Origin of the sequence: Nocardia sp. BMG111209 (assembly GCF_000381925.1) — a bacterium.
In the GTDB taxonomy this organism is placed as follows: Bacteria; Actinomycetota; Actinomycetes; order Mycobacteriales; family Mycobacteriaceae; genus Nocardia.
This window is the reverse complement of the sequence record NZ_KB907308.1, coordinates 1,145,816-1,164,517: the sequence shown is the minus strand read 5'-3', so window position 1 is coordinate 1,164,517 and position 18,702 is coordinate 1,145,816. Positions and strand designations below refer to the sequence as shown.

Here is an 18,702-nt window from a genome sequence, read left to right as displayed (position 1 = left end):
AGGTGGTCGCGCGTGAACTGCGGATAGTTCGCGACGATCTGCACTGCAACGCCGTCCGGGTGATGGGCGGGGATCCCGGGCGACTGGCCCTGGCCGCGCGCCTCGCCGCCGATCTCGGCCTGGAGGTGTGGTACTCACCGTACCCTCTCGATCTGAACGCCGACGAGATCCTCGCGCTCTTCGCCGCCTGCGCCGACGAGGCGGAGCGGCTGCGGCGCGGCGGCGCGGAGGTGGTCTTCGTAGCGGGCGCCGAACTGTCCCTGATGGTTCCGGGTTTCCTCACCGGGGACACCTTGGCGCAACGACTCGACGGGCTGTTGCGTCATCGCGACCGCCTGCCCGCCGTGATCGCCGAGGTCACCCCGCGGATCAACGACTTCCTCGCCGCGGCCGCCGCGACGATCCGGGAGCGCTTCGGCGGTCCGATCACCTATGCCGCGGTCCCGTTGGAGCGGGTCGACTGGTCGCTGTTCGATATCGTCTCGGTGGATCTGTATCGATCGGCCGAGGTCGCCGACGCCTTCGCCGAGGGGGTGAGAACCGTGGTGGCCCAAGGCAAACCGGTCGCGATCACCGAATTCGGCTGCGCGAGCTTCGCAGGCGCCCCCGATCGCGGCGCGAGTGGGCTGGACATCGTCGTGAAGGACGAGAACACCGGCGCCCCTTCGCATCTGGACGGCGACTATCTCCGCGACGAGGCCGGGCAGGCGCGATACGTGCGCGAACTGCTCGACATCTTCGACACCGAGGGCGTCGACGCCACCTTCGTCTTCACCTTCGCCCTGCACGACTTCCCGCATCGGCCCGGCGAATCCCGGCGCGATCTCGATCTGGCGAGTTACGGCATCGTGCGGGTCCTCGAAAAGGGCACGGGCACGACCTATCCCGGCCTGTCCTGGGAGCCCAAGGCCGTCTTCGCCACGGTCTCGGCCGCCTACGCGGGGTGACGGCCGATCCCGGCCGGTTCGGCTAGGTTGGGGGGCCGGTATCCGATCAGCGAACAGGAGGGCACGATGGAGTTGGGCAAGGTGCTGGCACCGGTGATCCACGGGTTCAACGGCGGGATCGTCGCCCTGACGAAGGCGCCGTGGATCGGGCCCCGGGTGAGCCGGTACATCACCGAGATCACCTATGTGGGAAGGAAATCCGGCCGCACCATCACGACGCCGATCGGCTACACCCGCTCCGGTGACGACGTCACCATCGCCGTCTCGATGCCGGAGCAGAAGTCGTGGTGGCGCAATTTCCTCGGCGACGGCGGGCCGATCACCATCACACTCGACGGCGTGGCCCGGACCGGGCACGCGGTGACGCAGCGCGACGACAAGGGCGTGCGCGTGCAGATCCGGCTTGACCCCGCCACGTCGGCCTAGGGGCCGATCAGTTCTGGCGGGGCAGCAGTTCCGCGGCGAAGCGCTCGGTGAACTCGTCGAACGGCTGTTTGCCGGTGGGTGTGACGACGAATTTGGTCAGCCCGGCCGCGAGATAACCGTCGATCAGGCGGTGCAGTGCGGGCCAGTCGGCGGCGATCAGGTCGCGCGGGTCACTGTCGGGCCGGCGGCGGCGGATCGCCGCCGCCAGGTCCGCGGGCAGTTCGCCGTCGGCCAGGGTCAGGTTGATGCCGAAGTGATCCGGTTCGATCTCCCGGCCGGCCTCGGCGGCGGCCGCGCGGATGGCGCGGATGCCCGCGTCGGCCTCGGCCGCGGTCAGGAAACTGCCCAGCCAGCCGTCGCCGTACCGGCCGATGCGGCGGAATGCGCCGGGCGCGGAACCGCCGAGCCAGATGTCCAGCGGCCGGGCCGAACGCGGCCGCAACGCCACCTCCGGCACCTCGAAGAATTCGCCGGTGAACGGGCCCTCGCCGCCGTCGAGCGCGGCGCGCAGCAGCCGCAGCGACTCGTCGAAGACCGCACCGCGTTTCCCCTCGGGCACCGGGAACAGCGCGCGCTCGCCGGGCCGGGCCGGCTGCAATCCGAACACCGGCAGCACCCGCTTCGGCGCCAGCGCGGCCAGCGAGGCCAGCTGTTTGGCGACCAGCACCGGATTGCGTCCCGGCAGGATCGCCACCGAGGTGCCGACCTTCAGCCGGGTGGTCCGCGACAGCGCGAACGCCATGCCGACGATCGGCTCCACCGCCTCGGAGTAGACGATCTCCGACAGCCACAGCGAGTCGATCCCCGCGGCCTCCAGCCGGTCCACCATCGCGGGCAGTTCCTCGGCCGCCGTCTGTGCCCCGGACCCGACCCCGAACCGAATCTTCATGCGCGCCGCCGTCCGCGTAGGTAGTCCGAGACCACTGCCGTGCCCAGCCCGTCCAGATCCGGTGCGACCACGCGACCGCCGCTGCGGCGGGCGACCAGATCGACGAAGGCCTGCAGCCGCGGATCCTCGCCGAGCATGAACACCGTCACCGACGCACCGAGTTTCGCGAGCGCGTCCACCTGGGCCATGGTCACCGCCAGGGTGCGCTGATCCGGCGGCCAGTTGAACCAGGTGTCGCCGCCCGGTTCCAGATGCGCGGTCGGCTCGCCGTCGGTGACGACCAGGACGACCGGCACCGCGTCGGGATGGCGGCGCAGATGCCGGGCCGCGAGCAGCAGCGCGTGGTGCAGGTTGGTGCCCTGCTCCCAGACCGCCTCCAGGGCGGTCAGCTCGCCGATGTCCACCGTGCCCGCGTGCCGCCCGAAGGTGATCAATTCCAGTGCGTCGGAACGGAATCGGGTGCTGATCAGCTGGTGCAACGCGAGCGAGGTGCGCTTCATCGGCAGCCAGCGTCCGTCCTGCACCATCGACCACGAGGTGTCGACGCAGAGCGCGACGGCGGCGCGGGAGCGCTGCTCGGTCTCCATGATCTCGACGTCGGAGACGTCAATCCGTACCTCGCGCCGCCCGGTCGACGCGGACCGCAGCACCGCGTTGCGCACGGTGCGCGACACGTCCCACGGTTCGGTGTCGCCGAACTGCCACTGCCGGGAACCGCCGGTCGGCTCGCCCGCGGCGCCGGCCCGCGCGGTGTCGCGCTCGCCGCGCCGGGATCGCAACCGGCCCACGATATCTCGCAGCGCCACCTCACCGAGACGGCGTAAGGCCTTGGGCGTCAAGCGAAGCGATCCGTCGGAGGTGCGCTCGAACAGGCCCTGGCGGCGCAGTTCCCGCTCGAGTTCGGCGAGCCGTTTCGCGTCGACGCTCGCGTCCTCGCCGAGCTGGCGGGCCAGCGCGTCGAGATCGATGTCCTCCAGCCGGGCGCCGGGATAGGACTGCGCGAGTTGTTCTGCGAGCGCGTCCAATTCGGCCAGATCCTGCAGCGCCTGCGCCCCCTCGCCGAGGCCGAGCGGATCCTGCCCGCGGAAGCGCTGGGACGACTCCCAGTCCTCACCGGGACGCAGCGCGCGCAGATTCGCATCGAGGGCGGCGACCTGCCCGGCGATGCGCGGATCGCCGAACGCCTGACCGATCAGCTCGGACAGTTCCGCCCGCTGCTCCTCCGACATCGAGTTGAGCATCCGCTGCGCGGCCGCCGCACGCGCGGCGAGCGCATCGATCAACTCGTCGGTGTTGCGCGGATTCTCGGGGAAGAACTCGCCGTGCTTGGTCATGAAATCGGCGAACTGCCGCTCGGTGTCCTCCCCGCGCGCGTGGGTCGCGAGCAGATCGTTGAGATCGGACAGCATCTCGCGGATCCGCTCGACATCCTCGGGCGTGGTGCCCTGCAGCGCCTGTTTCATGCCCTGGAACCGGGATTCCATCAGCTCCTGGCCGAGCAGATCCCGGATCTTGCGGTAGTTCTCGCGGCCGGTCTCGGACTTCCACCGGTATTCGGACAGTTCGTTGACCGCGGCCGCGGTACTCGACGGCAGCGCGTCGAGCTGGGCCTCGGCGAAGCGGGCATCGTCGGAGGGATCGGGGAACAGGGCGCCGCGCTCGGCCTCGACGGCCTCGTCCAGCAGTCGCCGCACCTCCTGCAGGGTGCCGTCGAGCCGGTTGCGCCGGGTGATCTCGGCCCGGCGCTGCCACAGCCGCCGGGTCAGCTCCTCGAGCCCGCTCATGTTGCGGGTACCGCGCCGCAACAGCTCCTGCAGCGCCGTGCGCGGCGAGCTACCCTCCATGACCTCGCGCCCGATCTGGTCGAGCGCCTCGCGCAGATCCAGTGGGGGCGCCAGCGGATCGGGGCCGTCGTGGTACGGCCCGTAGGAGTAGCGGCCGGGGACGGTCATCGCCCGTACACCGCCATGCCGTCGTCGGAATCCTTGGCGATCTGGCGGGCCAGATACAGCGCCTCGAGGCCGAATTCGACGGCCGCCGCGATCCGGGTCGGCGGATCGGCGGCCTCGGCGCCCAGGCGCCGGGCCACCTCGTGCAGCACGGGCAGTTCCGGCAGCGCGGCCAGTACCTCGGTGCCCGCCACCCGCTCGCCGGTGGTGACCAGATGTCCGTCGCCCACGGCCTCGGCCAGCGGCCGCAGGTCCAACCCGCCGAGCCGGCCGCGCGCGGTCTCCGCGAAGGAGCGGCGCAGCAGGTGGGTGAGATGTTCCTGTTCGCGGCCCTCCTCGCCGGATTCGAATTCGAGCTTGCCGCGCAGGACCGCGGGGACCGCGTCGAGATCGACCGGCCGGGCGACCGCCGGCGTCTCACCGATCAGCGCGGATCGGCGCAGCGCCGCGGCGGCGACGGTCTCGGCCGCGGCGACGGCGAACCGCGCCGACACGCCGGACCGCTGGTCGATAGCGGAGGATTCGCGCAGCTGCCGGACGAATCGGGCCAGCACCTCGACCAGCGGATCGCCGACCTCGGCCACCAGGTCGGCCTCCTGCCGGATCAGGGCCATCTCGGCCTCGACCGTCAGCGGGTAGTGGGTGCGGATCTCCGCGCCGAACCGGTCCTTCAGCGGGGTGATGATCCGGCCGCGGTTGGTGTAGTCCTCGGGATTGGCGGTGGCGACGAGCAGCACGTCCAGCGGCAGGCGCAGCGTGTAGCCGCGGACCTGGATGTCGCGCTCCTCCATCACGTTCAGCAGCGCCACCTGGATGCGCTCGGCGAGGTCGGGTAGCTCGTTGATAGCGACGATGCCGCGATGCGAGCGCGGCACCAGGCCGAAGTGGATGGTCTCCGGATCGCCGAGGCTGCGGCCCTCGGCCACCTTGACCGGGTCGACATCGCCGATCAGGTCGCCGACGGAGGTGTCGGGGGTGGCGAGCTTCTCGGCGTAGCGCTCGGAGCGATGCCGCCAGGCCACGGGCAGGTTGTCGCCGAGTTCGGCGGCCAGCCGGCGCCCGGCCGGGCTGATCGGCTCGAGCGGGTGCTCGCCGAGTTCGGCGTCGGCGATCACGGGGGTCCACTCGTCCAGCAGGCCGATCAGGGTACGCAGCAGTCGGGTCTTGCCCTGGCCGCGCTCACCGAGCAGCACCACGTCGTGGCCGGCCAGCAGCGCGCGCTCCAACTGCGGCAGCACGGTCCGGTCGAAGCCGACGATGCCGGGCCACGGATCCTCGCCCGCACCCAGCCGGGCCAGCAGATTCTCGCGGATCTCGGTCTTGATCGTGCGTGGCAGGTAGCCGGCCGAGCGCAGCTCGCCTGCGGTGGTGGGCAGGTGTTCAGGAACTGTCACACTTCGACGCTACGTCGATCGAGCCACGGCGTCGATGTTCCGGTGAGCGCGGAAACCTGCCGGAAATACAGTTGACAAGTTCGCCGCCAACGGTATTCATGTGCTGGGTGGTAATGCCGTTCCGGCCCCGGGGGTCTCGGGCCACGGGTGAGCTCAGTGCCGTGACCAGCGCAGACGGTTCCACCCCGGTCGGCAGCAGGATTCGATTGTCCGGTCAAGCGGAATCGCCGCACTCCGGCATCAATGTGATGTAAATCACTGACGGTCGGGTGATGTCCGAGTTGGGCTGGTGCGCAACGGAATCCCGATCGGACAAGTGGCAACTTCACCGCAAATTAACCTTGTGCACGCCGTCACGACAATTCTGAGGATGCGCCGATTATTAGCCGGGCTCTAGCATCCCCGGTGATCACAGTTTGCTTGCGATCGTGGAAAACCCGAGGCAGACGGGTTGGAGGCATCGCCATACCCAGGAAGTACCTGAGATTCAGATGAGGAAGCTAACAACCATCGCCGCGCTCGCCACCGTGGCGGTCGGCGTCACCACGGGCGTCGCCTATGCCGATCAGGCATCCACCCCGCAATCCGTGCAGGTGCACACCCTCGAGCAGCGTCAGGACGTCGGCCAGGAGATGGACGTCAACGGCGTCCACTACACCCTCGGCCGCGACGGCGACTCGGTCCTGCTCACCGCTCCCGACGGCAGCTTCGACACCGTCGACGGCAACCTGGTCGTGAACGACGCCGACGGCAACGCGGTCGACGCGCTGCCGCTGAACTACCGCAAGGACAATGTCGCCTTCCCGATCGCCGCGCAGATCGACGATCACACGGCCCGGCTGACCCCGGCCGTCGCCGGTGGCGTCGCCGCCGACGGCCCGCTCGCCGCCGAGGCCATCGCGGCGGCCAAGCCGATCGAATCCTTCACCCCGCGCGATCAGCAGGAGCTCGGTGCGTTCTCGCAGCGCGCCAGCATCGCGAGCACCGTCGGCGCCGTCGTCGGCGCGATCGTCGGCGGCGGCATCGGCTGCATCGCCGGTGCGGTCGTGGGTTCGGTGTCCGCGGCCATCACCACGCTGCTCGGCGGATTCCTGCCGGGTGCGGTGGTCGGCTGCATCGCCGGTGTCGCACTGGTCGGTTCGGTCGGCACCCTGGCGGGCGCCGCCCTGGTCGCCGGTCCGGTCGTGCTGTTCTCGGCCTTCCAGTACTTCTCGACCATCCTGTCGCCGTGCTCCGGCCCGGGTACGTACTGCGTCGACCCGGCAGCCCCGGCTCCGCCGAAGTGATATCGGCTCCGGCCGTGTGACATCGGCTCCGGCGGTGACAGCGGCTCCGGTCGTACGTCACCGTCCCGGGACGGGTGACGCCGGTCCGGATCGGCGAACGGTCCGGTCCGGCAACATGGTTCGGAATCACAACTACACACCGGTCGGTACGGGTGCGCTGCGTGATCGCGGCGCACCCGTATCACGTTCCCGACCTGCGCACCAGGGCAGCCACATCGGGTTCGCTGGCAGTCAATCGCCTTACGCCACTATCATTCTCGCGATAGGAACCGGGTAAGCCCAACGACTGCGAAAAGAGCTCGCCATGATCATCGCGGCCCTCCACGACACGCTTCTCGCTCAGGTCGGCAACCCCACCCCGGAGACCCCGCCGGCGGCGGACAAGCTGATGAAGCTCGTGCGGTACTTCACCTGGTTCGTACTCCTGTCCGGCGTGCTGGCGATCACCTATGCCGGTGGGCATTTCGCCTGGGAGAAGTGGACCGGCGGCGGATCGCAGTCGCCGAAGATGGTGGCGGGGGCCATGATCGGCGGGATCGTCGCAACCAGCGCCGGCACCATCATGAACGCCGTCATCGGCTGATCGGCGGCCCGAGCCCGGCGGACATCATCGCAGCGGAATCCATTCCGTGCCGGTCGTGGCGGCGGCGAGCGCGTCGGGCAGCGGTTCGATACCGAGCCCGGGACCGCCGGGGACGCGAATGTACCCGTCCGACATCGCGATCGGCTCGGTGACGTCCCGGTGATAGTAGCGGCTCGACGGCGTGATGTCCGCGGGTTCGGTGCACCCGGGCAGCGCGGCCACCGCCAGATTGGCGGCCTGGCCGAGACCGGTCTCCAGCATGCCGCCGCACCAGGCGGGAATGCCCGCGGCGACGCAGACATCGTGCACGCGAAGCGATTCCAGCAGACCGCCGACCCGGCCGGGTTTGATGTTCACCACCGCGCAGGCACCCAGCTCGATCGCCGCCGCGGCGGCGCGGGCCGACACGATCGACTCGTCCAGGCAGATCGGCGTACGCAGGCGGCGGGCCAGGACGGCATGGTCGCGGATATCCTCCTCGGCGAAGGGCTGTTCCAGCATGGCGAGCCCGAATTCGTCGAGCACGGTGAGCCGGTCGGCATCGGCGAGGGTGTAGGCGGCATTGGCATCGACCTGGAGCAGGACGTCGTCGCCGAAGCGCTCGCGCACCGCGCGAACCGGTTCGACATCCCAGCCGGGCTCGATCTTCAGCTTGATCCGTCGGTACCCCTCGCCGAGATGGGTCGCGACGGTGTCGAGCAGCGCGGGGATGCCGTCCATGATGCCGATCGACACACCCGAGGCGACCACCGTCCGCGTGCCACCGAGATAGGTTGCGCAGGAGAGGTTCCGGGCACGCAGCCAGGCATCCAGCAGCGCCGTCTCGACAGTGGCCTTCGCCATCGGGTTGCCCCGCACCCGGGCGAATACCGGCGCGATGTCCGCCGGTTCCGGATCACCGTGCGCCGCCAGCGCCGGCAACAGGAACCGGCGGACGACCTCGGCCGCGCCATCGAGATATTCGGCGGAATAGCTCGGATCGGGCAGCGCGACGCATTCACCCCACCCCTCGGCCTCCGGGGTCATCAGCCGCAGCAACAGGATCCAGCGATGCCGCTCGGTACCCATCGAGGTCCGGAACGGTTCGCGCAACGGCAGCTCCAGCCACCGCAGTTCCGCACCCTCGAGCTCCATCGGCCCAGCCTAGAGAGCCGACCGGCCGACCGGGGGGATACGGTGCCCGCGCACGCCGGGGCTGTCGCGGCGAAGTTGCCGGTGCGCAGCCCTATTCGGACGGGACGGCGGCCCGGCGCCAGGCCGACGGGCTGATGCCGCGGGCGCGTTTGAAGGCGGTGCTGAAGGCGAAGGCGTCCTGGTAACCGACCGTGCGGGCCACTGTCGCGATCGGGGTGTCGTTGTCCCGCAACAGATCCGCCGCCAGGGTCATCCGCCAGTCGGTGAGGTAGGCGAGGGGTGGACGGCCCACCAGTTCGGTGAACCGTGCGGCGAAGGCGGCGCGGGACATTCCGGCGCCGGTTGCCAGTTCGGCCACCGACCAGCGATGAGCGGGTCTGTCGTGCAACAGGTCCAGGGCTCGGCCGATCGCGAGGTCCGCGAGAGCGCGTGTGCGGTCCGGGATTTCGCCGCCGGGCCGGACGCACCACTCTCGAAGTGCCAGTACCAGGAGCAGATCCAGCATGCGGTGCAGCACCGCGTCCTGGCCCGGTTCGTCGCGCGCGACCTCGGCGGACAGCAACTCGAGCGGTGTGCGGGTGCGCGGTCCGGCCGCGACGATCGCCAGTGGCGGGAGTAGTTCCAGTAGCCGCGTGCCGACGGCGCCGTGTAGTTCGTAGGCCCCGCGCAGCAGCACGGTGGCGCCGGGGAGTCCGTCGCCGTAGCTGCGGGGGCCGACCGGGCGGGACGCCACGGGATCCGCGTCGAGCGGCTGCTTGCGGCCACCGCGGATCACGACCTGTGGCGGCGTGCCGGGATCGTCGCAGATCGTGTGGTCGGTGTCGCCGGTGAGCAGTGCGATGTCACCGGCGGCGAGTCGGCGCGGCGGTCGTCCCGGATCGTCGAATCGGATCCAGCCGTGCCCGCCGAGCACCGCCACCAGCGTGAGATCCGGTGGCTCGGCGAAGGCCAGTGCCCACGGTGGCCGCTGGATCAACTGCCGGATCGTCGACCGACCGGTCTGCGCGCGGCACAGCAGATCGCTGAGCACATCCATGCCGGCACGATAACCCGTGGACGATCACAAAGGAAATGCGGACCATAACCCATGGATCGTCTCACCGGATCGCGGTTGAGTGGATTCCATGACCGACATCCTGATTCTCGGCGGTACCGGTACGACCGGCCGCCGCATCGCCCATCGTCTGTGCGCCGCACAGTATTCGGTGCGGACCGCCGCCCGCGACAACGCCGACCACCGTCCCGGCAGCGCGGTCACCGACGGCGTCGAGCGCGCCCTCGGCCGGGCGGCCCGTTCGTTCGAGGATTTCGTCGCGGCGGCCGCGGCGGCGGGCGCGTGGGGAGCGGTTCAGTCGAGTCCGGGCATCGGCAGTCCCGCGTAGTTCTCCGCGAGTTCCGTTGCGGCGGCGCGTGATCCGACGACGCGCCGGAGCTGGGACAGTTGCAGCCGGGCGTCGAAGTCGTCGCCGTGCCGGTGCAGCATCGTGGTCATCCACCACGAGAAATGGGTGCAGCGCCACACCCGTTCCAGCGCGGTGTCGGAATACGCTGCGGCAGGGGCGGTATCGCCGTCGCGCAGCCAGGCGATCAGGGCGCGGGACAGCAGGGCCACGTCGGCGATCGCCAGGTTCAGGCCCTTGGCGCCGGTGGGCGGCACGATGTGCCCGGCGTCGCCGGCGAGGAACAACCGGCCGTGCCGCAGCGGAGTGGTGACGAAACTGCGCATCGGCAGCACGCTCTTCTCCGTGATGACACCGGTTTTCAGCGTCCAGCCGTCGAGTGCGAAGCGGGTGGCGAGGTTGTCCCAGATCCGGTCGTCGCTCCACCGGTCGATGTCCTCGTCGGGCGTCACCTGGAGGTAGAAGCGGCTGACCGTGTGCGAGCGCATACTGTGCAGCGCGAAACCGTCCGGATGCCAGGCGTAGATCAGTTCGTCGGTGGACGGCTCCACATCGGCGAGCACCCCCAGCCAGGCGAACGGGTAGTTCCGTTCCCAGGTGTGCCGCAACGCATCCGGGATCGCCTGCTTGCTCGGGCCGTGGTAACCGTCGCAGCCCACCACGATCTCGGCGTCGACGCGGCGCGGGTGACCGGCGGCGTCGACGAAGCCGACATACGGTCGCTCGCCGTCGATCTCGTGCGGCGTCACCTCCGTCGCCTGGTAGAACGCGGCCTGTCCGGCGCGTTCGCGGGCCGCCAGCAGATCCTTGGTGACCTCGGTCTGCCCGTACACCCACACCGAGCGTCCGATCAGGTCCACGAAGTCCAGATGGTGCCGCTCGCCGGGCCACTGCAGATGAATCCCGCGGTGTTCCATACCTTCTCGGTCCAGGCGTGTGCCGAGTCCCGCGCGGCGCAGCAGATCGACGCTGCCCGCCTCCAGGATTCCGGCGCGGACGCGCGCGGCCACATGCTCGGCGCTCTGCCGTTCGATCAGCACCGAGTCGATGCCCGCGGCATCGAGCAGATGCGCCAGCAGCAGCCCGGCCGGGCCGGCGCCGATGATCGCCACACGGGTTCGCATGTGCGTGACTCCTCGTCGGATCGGGATGGGGTACCGGAATCCGGCGCGCGACACGCCGCCCGCCGGTCCTCCTGAGGATGCGGTACCGGGATCACGGGCCACCACCACTGTTCCATTGAATGGGTGAAAATGCCGGTTTGTGCTGGTAGAACTGATTCATGGCGAGGTCGACCAGCGGTGAATCGGTCCTGGAACGGGTCGTGCGCATCTTCGAGGCGTTCGACACGGAGACCCCCGCGATCACGGTGACCGAGCTGGCCCGGCGCGCCGGATTACCGCCGGCGACCGCGTCGCGCCTGGTCGGGGAGCTGGTCGGATACGGCTGGTTGCGTCGCGACGCCGACCGCCGGGTCCGGATCGGGGTGCGGATGTGGGAACTGGCGGTGCGCGCGTCCCCGACCCTCGGCCTGCGCGAGGCGGCCATGCCCTATATGGAGGATCTGCACGCCGTCGTCGGGCATCACGTCCAGCTCGGTGTGCTGCACCATCGTGAGGTGCTCTATGTCGACCGGTTGTCGGCGCCGGGTGCGGTCCGCAACGTCAGCCGGTTCGGCGGCCGGATGCCGCTGCACGCCACCTCGCCGGGACTGGTGCTGCTGGCGTACGGCCCGGTCGAACTCCAGGAGTCGATCCTGTCGGGCCCGTTGCGCGCCTTCACCGAACGCACCCCGGGCGATTCGCGCACCCTGCGCACCCTGCTCGGCGAGATCCGGCGCACCGGCTACGCCTACTGCGACGGCTTCATCGACGACCTCTCCACCGCCGTCGCGGCCCCGCTGCGCGGCCGCGGTGACCATGTGGTCGCGGCGCTGTCGGTGATCGTCCCCCGGGACGGCTCCGCGCGCTCGATCCTGCCCGCCCTGCTCGCCGCCGCCCGCGGCATCTCCCGCACCCTCCAATCCCCGGGTTTCGCCGCCACCGGCTGATCCCGGCCGCCGAGGTCGCGAAATTTCCTTCCATTGAATGGATCCCGGGTGGTGCTCGGCGTCCCGGACCGTTCATGCTCCGCTGCATGAGCGTCATCCGTGAGCTGCTGATCGGCGGCAAGGAGACCCCCGCGCGATCCGGCCGCACCGTCGAGGTGGTGAACCCGCACACCGGAATTCGGTTCGTCACGGTCGCCGCGGCCGCACCGGCCGACGTCACCGCCGCCGTCGATGCCGCGGCGCACGAATTCGAATCCTGGTCGGCGCTGGGCCCGTTCGAGCGGCGCGCGATCTTCCTGACCGCCGCGGATCTGCTGGAGCAGCGGATCGAGGCGGCCGCCGACACCATGGCCGGCGAGGTCGCCGCCACCCGCGGCTGGGCGTACTTCAATGTCGGCTTGGCCGCCAACGTCTTCCGTGAGGCGGCGGCCGCGATCACCGCGCCGCGCGGTGAGGTGCTGACCGCGCAGCAGCCCGGGGTGCTGGGTATGGCACTGCGCGAGCCGGTCGGCGTGGTCGCGGCGATCGCCCCCTGGAACGCCCCGCTGATCCTGTCGGCCCGCGCGGTCGCCGCACCGCTGGCCGCGGGAAATACGGTGGTACTCAAGCCCAGTGAGGCCGCGCCCCTGTCCAGCGGCCTGTTCGTCGCCGATGTGCTGCGCGATGCCGGACTGCCCGCGGGGGTCCTGAACGTCGTCACCAACGCGCCGGCCGACGGTCCCGCGGTGGTGGCGGCGCTGATCGCCGACGAGCGGGTCCGGGCGGTCAACTTCACCGGCTCGACCGCGGTCGGCCGCATCGTGGGAACGCTTGCCGCACAACACCTCAAGCCGGCCGTCCTGGAACTCGGCGGTAAGAACTCGGTACTGGTCCTCGCCGACGCCGATGTCGACTATGCCGTCCGGGCAACGGTTTTCGCGACCTTCGCCAATTCGGGCCAGATCTGCATGTCCGCCGACCGCATCCTGGTGCACGAATCGCTGGCGGCGGAGTTCACCGCGAAACTCGCCGCGGTGGTCGCGAACCTGCCCACCGGCGGCCCCGAGGATCCGGCGACCGTGATCGGTCCGTTGGTGAACGCCGCTGCCGCCCAGCGTGTCTCGGCGCTGATCGCCGACGCCGTGGCGCGGGGTGCGACGGTGCTGGCCGGTGGCGGCGAGCCCACCGGCGCCCTGCACCCCGCCACCGTGCTGACGAATGTGCCCGCCACCGCCGAGATCGCGCAGGCGGAGATCTTCGGCCCGGTCTCGGTGGTCGAGACCTTCGCCACCGACGACGAGGCGATCGCGCTGGCCGACGACACCGCGAACGGCCTGTCCGCGGGCATCATCACCGAGAACGGCACGCACGGCCTGAAGGTCGCGGCCCGCCTGCGCACCGGCATCGTGCACATCAACGACCAGTCCGTCGGCGACGAACCGCAGGCCCCCTTCGGCGGATTCAAGGCCTCCGGCTACGGCCGTTTCGGCGGCCGGTGGGGTATCGAGGCGTTCTCGAACACCCGCTGGGTCACCCTCGCCACCGAACACGCGCAGTTCCCCGGCTGATCCGGATCCCGCTGAGCGCAACCCTCGTCGGCCCGATGTCGCTGCGCTACCGTCGCGGCCATGACGAGTGTGCCCACCGACCTGACCGTGCTGGAAGTCGAGTGGGACCACCCGGACGCGGTGCTGCTGCGCGGCGAGATGGCCGCCGAGGTGGGCCCGCGCTACGCCGGCCTGATGCGTGAGCTCCCGGTGAACCCCAACCACGTCGACCCGGACACGGTGGTCCGCACCTACCTGGCCTACGCCGACGGCCCGGCCGGCCACGCGGCCGTCCGCTGGAACGGCGGCGACCTGGAACTGAAGCGCATGTTCGTCCGCCCCCGCTACCGCGGCTCCCGCACCGCCGCGGTCCTGCTCGAGGCCGCCGAACACACCGCCCGCACCCTCGCCCTGCCCCGCCTGATCCTCCAGACCGGCCACCTCCAACCGGAAGCGGTCCGCTTCTACGAGCGCAACGGATACCAGCGCATCCCGCATTTCCCGCCCTACGAGGTCCTGCCCCTGTCCCACTGCTTCGAGAAGCGGTTCGCCTGAAGGGATTTCGCGGCTCCGCAGGCTTGCGCGCGAAACGTATGACGTAATAATTGCGTCATAGTATTATGCAGAGATGCTATTTCCGATGCCTGCCCTGACCGCTGCCGACGAGCGTGTGCTGGCCGACGTGGATCGTATGCGGGACGGACTGCGGTATCAACTACAGGGCAGGCCCGCGAAGTGGACGGGTGGCCTGCGCCGGTTCCTGACCGCGGATGCGGTCGGGGCCTCCAATGCGATCGAGGGGTTCAAGGTTTCCACCGTCGATGTCGTGGACCTGATGGCGGGGGAGCGCGATGTCGACGTGTCCGAGGAGAACCGGGCGGAGACCCTGGCATATCAGCAGATGATGACCTATATCCAAACCCTGCACTCGGTCGCGGATTTCGAGTACGGCAAGGGGCTGCTGAATGCCCTGCACTGGATGTTGCAGGGGCATCGGCACACCGAGCGCGGGCCCGCGGGGCAATGGCGTCCCGGTCCGGTCTATGTCACCGCCGCGCGTGACCCGAGCATCGCGGCTTACACCGCGCCCGAGGCCGATTCCGTGCCCGGGTTGATGGCGGAGCTCGTCGATTGGCTCAACGGTGACGACCGGTCGCATCCGCTGATCCGGGCGGCGATGGCCCATCTGCATCTGGTGTCGATCCATCCGTGGTCCGACGGTAGCGGCCGGATGTCCCGATCTCTCCAGACCTTGATGATCGCGCGGGAAGGTGTTCTGGCGCCGGAGTTCTCGTCGATCGAGGCGTGGCTCGGGCGTCCCGGTAACACCTGGGAGTACTACCAGGTGCTGGGCCGTCGCGGGCCGACCTATCGCCCGGATCAGGATGTCTCCGAATGGATTCGCTTCAATCTGGTGGCGTATCACCAGCAGGCCCAGACGGTGCACGCGCGGTTCGTCCGGTCCGGCCGGGTGTGGAATGCGTTGACGGAGTTCACTTCCGGGGCCGGACTCGACGAGCGCCTGGTGACCGCGCTACACGATGTCGCGATGTCCGGGCGGGTCCGCCGGACCCGCTACGAACACGGTGAGGCGCTGAGTGTGCAACAGGCACAGCGGGATCTCCGCGAAGTCGTGTCACGCGGGATCCTGGAACCGGTCGGGCGGACCCGGGCCAGGTTCTATGTGGCCGGTCACTCGTTCCCGGACTCGGCCCTGAGTCTCGCTCGTACTCCGGTCACCTTGGACGACCCCTACGCCGACTGAGCGTCACCCGAAGTCGGCCGGTCACGCACCACCGAGAGTCTTCAGAGCGTGATCGACATCGTCGATGGTGTTGTGGAGGTGGAAGGAGAAGCGCAGGTTGGCGTTTCGCGCGGTGGCGACGATGCCCGCGGGGGACAGCAGTGGGGCGAGGCGGGTCGCGTCGGGGATGGTGACGATGGGGGAGCCGGGGGCGGGGAGGACGGGGATGGACAGGGCGGACAGGCCCGTGCGGAAGTGGTCGGCGAGGGTGAGGTCGTGAGCGCGGACGGCGTCGACCGTCAGATGCTCCACGAGGTCCAGACCGGCGAGGGTGGCGGTGACGCCGAGCCAGTCGGGAGTGTCGTCGAGGCGGCGGATCGTGGCGGCGAGACGTTGGGGCGCATACATTTCCGACCATCGGTCGGCGGCGGCGTACCAGCCGGGGGCGAGGGGACGCAGGCTTTCGGTGGCCTCGGGGCCGGCGGCGAGGAAGGTCACGCTGCGAGCGCCGAGCAGCCATTTGAAGGTGGCGCAGACCCAGTAGTCGGCGTCGTCGAAATGCAGCGGTAGCCACCCGGCGGCCTGGCTGGCGTCGAGCAGCAGGCGGGCGCCGTGAGCTCTTGTCGCCGTGCGCAATTCGGCCAGGTCGAGGAGGCGGCCGTCGGCGGATTGGACCAGGCTCGCGGCGACCAGCGCGGTCTGCGGGCGTACCTCGGCGGCGAGGCGTTCGAGCGGTACGGTGCGCAGCGACAGGTCGCCCCGGTAGCGGAACGGGCCCGGTACCGAGGCGAAATCGCCTGCGGCGACCAGTACTTCCGCACCGGCGGGCAGGGCCGCGGCGACCGGGCCGATCAGGGCGGCCACCGTGCTGCCGACCGCCACATCGCCGGCGGTCGCACCGGTCAGCAGTCGTGCGAAGGCCGCGCGGGCCGAATCCACGCGGTCGTCGTGCGCGTTCGGCGCGGCCCGCCCGGCCGCCCAGTCGTCGGTGACCGCGCGTACCGCGGCGAGCACCCGGGCCGGGGGCAGGCCGTAGCTCGCGGTGTTGAGATACGTGGCGTCGGGGGCGAATTCGCCGGGTGCGAGGGGCTGCATGGTCTCAGTGTCGAACCGCCGGGACCCGCGGCACCAGAGCCACCGGCGGGTCGCTGGACCGGAGCTCAGACCGGGCGCAGGCCGTTGACCGCGACCGACAGCAGGCGGGGGGCGGCCTCGGGGGAGTGCTCGCACGCGGTCGCGATGCCGTGACCCAGGCGGATCAGGTCGCGGGGTTCGAGGTCGGTGCGGACCAGACCGGCCTGCTGGGCCGGGATCAGCACGGCCGCGGCCGCATCGGTCATCATGGTGCGGCACAGGTTGAAGGTTTCGGTGGTCTGGTCCATCGAGGCCTTCAGGGTGAGCGCGAGGCTGTGCTCGCTCAGCACATAGGCGACCTGGTCGTGCAGCCACTGCTCCAGGGCCTTCATCGGCTCGAGGGTCTCGATCAGCTCGAAGGCGCGACCGGCCAGGTGCTCGATCCGGGCGCGGTAGACGGCCTCGATGAGCGCCTCCCGGTTGGGGAAGTGGCGGTACAGCGTGCCCGCGCCGACGCAGGCGCGGCGCGCGATGTCGTCCAGGGGCGCCTCGGGCCCGTGCTCGGTGAAGGCCTGACGGGCGCATTCGATGATGCGCTCGTAGTTGCGCCGCGCGTCGGCGCGCATCGGCCGCCCTGGAGACGGTGCGTCCACGAACCCTCCCACTAGAAACGGACAGACTCTCCGTTTACTCTTGCGTAAGCGGAGGCCATCTCCCTATGCTATCTCCATCGGAAACGGAGAGTCTCTCCGCTTAGTTCCTCACCGATGGAGCATCCTTGTCTACTACCACTACTGTGTCCTCCGACACGCCGGTTCGCGCCCGATTCGGGCAAATTAGACCCGGCGTCGTGCTGACCACGCTGCTCAGCGGTCAGCTGATGATCATGCTCGACATCACCGTCATGAACGTGGCACTGCCGCGGATCCGGTCCGACCTGGACTTCAGTCCGACCGGCCTGTCCTGGGTGATGAACTCCTACACGCTGGTGTTCGGCGGGTTGTTGCTGCTCGGCGGCCGCGCCGGCGATCTGTTCGGCAGACGCCGGCTGTTCCTGCTCGGCATCGCCCTGTTCACGCTGGCCTCGCTCGGCGGCGGGCTGGCGCCGTCGGCGGCGTGGCTGCTGGTCGCGCGGGTGGTGCAGGGCATCGGCGGCGCGCTCGCCGGACCCAGCACCCTGGCGATCCTCACCACCACATTCAGCGAACCGAAGGCCCGAATCCGTGCGCTGGCATGGTTTTCCACGATCGGCAGCGCCGGATTCGCGATCGGTCTGATCGTGGGCGGACTGCTCACGCAGTGGTTCGGCTGGCGGTCCGTGCTGTTCATCAACGTGCCGATCGGCGCGGCGGTGGTGGTGGCGGGGCTGCGGTATCTGCCGGAGACGCCGCGGCAGCCGGCCCGGCTGGATCTGCCCGGCGCCTTCACCGCGACCGGCGGTGTCGCCGCCCTGGTCTACGGATTCATCAACGCCGCCGCGCACGGCTGGTCCGCCGCGGTGACCGACATCTCGCTGGCGGCCGGGGCGTTGCTGATCGTGGCCTTCGTGGCGATCGAATTCCGTACCGCGCAACCGCTGTTGCCGATGCACCTGTTCGCCGACCGCAATCGCTCGGCCGCCTACGCCAATTTCTTCCTCGGTCCGATGGCGGGCATGTCGATGTTCTTCTTCCTCACCCAATATCTGCAAGAGGTACGCGGAATGAGCTCGCTGACAACGGGTTTCGCGTTCCTGCCGACGGCGGTGACGATGTTCACCCTGGTGCGCCTGATCCCGCGGCTGCTGCCGCGGCTGGGGCCGAAGGTGATGACCATGACCGGCACCGTCCTGATGACCGGCGCGCTGGTGCTGCTGACCTTCCTCGGCACCGACACCGCGTATTTCCCACTGATCTTCGTGGCGACGACGGTGATCGGTATCGGGATCGGCCTGGCCTTCTCCCCGTTGAACGTGCTGATCATGGCGAATGTGCCGCCCGCCGAGGCCGGTGCGGCCGGCGGTGCGCTACAGACGTTGCAGCAGACCGGATCCGCGCTCGGACTGGCCATCCTGGTCACGGTGTTCGGCACCGCGACCCGGCACGCCACCGGTTCGGCACATCACGTGCTGACCGAGGGCGTGACCGCCGCGTTCGCCGGTTCGGCGGTCGTCGGGGTACTCACCCTGCTGATCGCGACCACCTTCCGGCGACCGGCGAACTGAGCGCCGGCCCCGATCGGACCCGCCGCGCCTGCGGGCACGGCGGGTCCGGTCGTCCGCGAATCGACTCACCGTGAATCAAAGGGGCCTGCCCGTAACC

18 protein-coding genes are annotated in these 18,702 nt (G+C 69.9%); 10 read left to right on the top strand and 8 right to left on the bottom strand.

Features of this window, described 5'->3' with window-relative positions; genetic code table 11:
• Window positions 1–2 precede the first annotated feature (2 nt).
• Window positions 3–947, top strand: coding sequence for a hypothetical protein (locus tag G361_RS45285; RefSeq protein WP_019930645.1), 945 nt, complete (start codon window positions 3–5; stop codon window positions 945–947).
• Window positions 948–1,013: 66 nt separating this feature from the next.
• Window positions 1,014–1,373, top strand: a complete 360-nt coding sequence (locus tag G361_RS0129030) for a nitroreductase/quinone reductase family protein (protein WP_036496008.1) — start codon at window positions 1,014–1,016, stop codon at window positions 1,371–1,373.
• A gap of 7 nt (window positions 1,374–1,380) precedes the next feature.
• On the opposite strand, the gene G361_RS0129025 is transcribed toward G361_RS0129030, so the two are convergent.
• The 3 genes from G361_RS0129025 to G361_RS0129015 are packed head-to-tail and all read right to left on the bottom strand — an operon-like array spanning window position 1,381 to window position 5,605.
• Window positions 1,381–2,262, bottom strand: coding sequence for a TIGR03854 family LLM class F420-dependent oxidoreductase (locus G361_RS0129025; RefSeq protein WP_019930643.1), 882 nt, complete (start codon window positions 2,260–2,262; stop codon window positions 1,381–1,383).
• The gene (locus tag G361_RS0129020; RefSeq protein WP_019930642.1) at window positions 2,259–4,214 is read right to left on the bottom strand and encodes a VWA domain-containing protein; all 1,956 of its coding nucleotides are present in this window, start codon (window positions 4,212–4,214) and stop codon (window positions 2,259–2,261) included. The genes G361_RS0129025 and G361_RS0129020 overlap by 4 nt, the downstream gene beginning before the upstream one ends.
• Window positions 4,211–5,605 carry a sigma 54-interacting transcriptional regulator gene (locus G361_RS0129015; protein WP_019930641.1) on the bottom strand — a complete coding sequence of 465 codons (1,395 nt, stop codon included), beginning with the start codon at window positions 5,603–5,605 and terminating at the stop codon, window positions 4,211–4,213. The genes G361_RS0129020 and G361_RS0129015 overlap by 4 nt, the downstream gene beginning before the upstream one ends.
• A 491-nt stretch (window positions 5,606–6,096) precedes the next feature.
• On the opposite strand from G361_RS0129015, the gene G361_RS47355 reads away from it, so the two are divergent.
• Together G361_RS47355 and G361_RS0129005 are read left to right on the top strand one after the other, a co-directional pair.
• Window positions 6,097–6,891: a hypothetical protein gene (locus tag G361_RS47355; protein ID WP_081635628.1), complete on the top strand. Its 795-nt coding sequence runs from the start codon at window positions 6,097–6,099 to the stop codon at window positions 6,889–6,891.
• 304 nt (window positions 6,892–7,195) lie between these two features.
• Window positions 7,196–7,474 (top strand): hypothetical protein, encoded by a 279-nt coding sequence (locus G361_RS0129005; protein ID WP_019930639.1) that lies wholly within the window; start codon window positions 7,196–7,198, stop codon window positions 7,472–7,474.
• A gap of 24 nt (window positions 7,475–7,498) precedes the next feature.
• On the opposite strand, the gene menC is transcribed toward G361_RS0129005, so the two are convergent.
• Complete coding sequence (gene menC / locus G361_RS0129000) at window positions 7,499–8,608, bottom strand: o-succinylbenzoate synthase (protein ID WP_019930638.1); 1,110 nt, start codon at window positions 8,606–8,608, stop codon at window positions 7,499–7,501.
• A 91-nt stretch (window positions 8,609–8,699) separates the two neighbouring features.
• Window positions 8,700–9,644 (bottom strand): AraC family transcriptional regulator, encoded by a 945-nt coding sequence (locus tag G361_RS0128995; protein WP_019930637.1) that lies wholly within the window; start codon window positions 9,642–9,644, stop codon window positions 8,700–8,702.
• 88 nt (window positions 9,645–9,732) lie between these two features.
• On the opposite strand from G361_RS0128995, the gene G361_RS0128990 reads away from it, so the two are divergent.
• Complete coding sequence (locus G361_RS0128990; RefSeq protein ID WP_019930636.1) at window positions 9,733–9,990, top strand: NAD-dependent epimerase/dehydratase family protein; 258 nt, start codon at window positions 9,733–9,735, stop codon at window positions 9,988–9,990.
• Here the strand turns inward: G361_RS0128990 and G361_RS0128985 are convergent.
• The gene (locus G361_RS0128985; protein WP_019930635.1) at window positions 9,957–11,132 is read right to left on the bottom strand and encodes a 4-hydroxybenzoate 3-monooxygenase; all 1,176 of its coding nucleotides are present in this window, start codon (window positions 11,130–11,132) and stop codon (window positions 9,957–9,959) included. The two genes, G361_RS0128990 and G361_RS0128985, sit on opposite strands and share 34 nt — an antisense overlap.
• A gap of 158 nt (window positions 11,133–11,290) precedes the next feature.
• On the opposite strand from G361_RS0128985, the gene G361_RS0128980 reads away from it, so the two are divergent.
• The 4 genes from G361_RS0128980 to G361_RS0128965 all read left to right on the top strand — a co-directional run bounded on the left by G361_RS0128980 (window position 11,291) and on the right by G361_RS0128965 (window position 15,349).
• Window positions 11,291–12,058, top strand: a complete 768-nt coding sequence (locus tag G361_RS0128980) for an IclR family transcriptional regulator (protein ID WP_019930634.1) — start codon at window positions 11,291–11,293, stop codon at window positions 12,056–12,058.
• A gap of 86 nt (window positions 12,059–12,144) precedes the next feature.
• Window positions 12,145–13,605: an aldehyde dehydrogenase family protein gene (locus G361_RS0128975; RefSeq protein WP_019930633.1), complete on the top strand. Its 1,461-nt coding sequence runs from the start codon at window positions 12,145–12,147 to the stop codon at window positions 13,603–13,605.
• 60 nt (window positions 13,606–13,665) lie between these two features.
• Window positions 13,666–14,139, top strand: a complete 474-nt coding sequence (locus tag G361_RS0128970) for a GNAT family N-acetyltransferase (RefSeq protein ID WP_019930632.1) — start codon at window positions 13,666–13,668, stop codon at window positions 14,137–14,139.
• 85 nt (window positions 14,140–14,224) lie between these two features.
• On the top strand, window positions 14,225–15,349 hold the full coding sequence (locus tag G361_RS0128965; protein ID WP_196814656.1) for a Fic family protein: 1,125 nt from the start codon (window positions 14,225–14,227) through the stop codon (window positions 15,347–15,349).
• A 21-nt stretch (window positions 15,350–15,370) separates the two neighbouring features.
• Here the strand turns inward: G361_RS0128965 and G361_RS0128960 are convergent, their stop codons facing one another.
• On the bottom strand, window positions 15,371–16,423 hold the full coding sequence (locus tag G361_RS0128960) for an aminotransferase class V-fold PLP-dependent enzyme (RefSeq protein ID WP_019930630.1): 1,053 nt from the start codon (window positions 16,421–16,423) through the stop codon (window positions 15,371–15,373).
• Window positions 16,424–16,488: 65 nt separating this feature from the next.
• Entirely contained in the window at window positions 16,489–17,055 is a 567-nt protein-coding gene (locus G361_RS0128955; RefSeq protein ID WP_026343632.1) for a TetR/AcrR family transcriptional regulator, read from the bottom strand.
• 143 nt (window positions 17,056–17,198) lie between these two features.
• Between G361_RS0128955 and G361_RS0128950 the strand changes: the two genes are divergently transcribed.
• The gene (locus G361_RS0128950) at window positions 17,199–18,605 is read left to right on the top strand and encodes an MFS transporter (RefSeq protein ID WP_052172881.1); all 1,407 of its coding nucleotides are present in this window, start codon (window positions 17,199–17,201) and stop codon (window positions 18,603–18,605) included.
• Window positions 18,606–18,702: the final 97 nt, after the last annotated feature.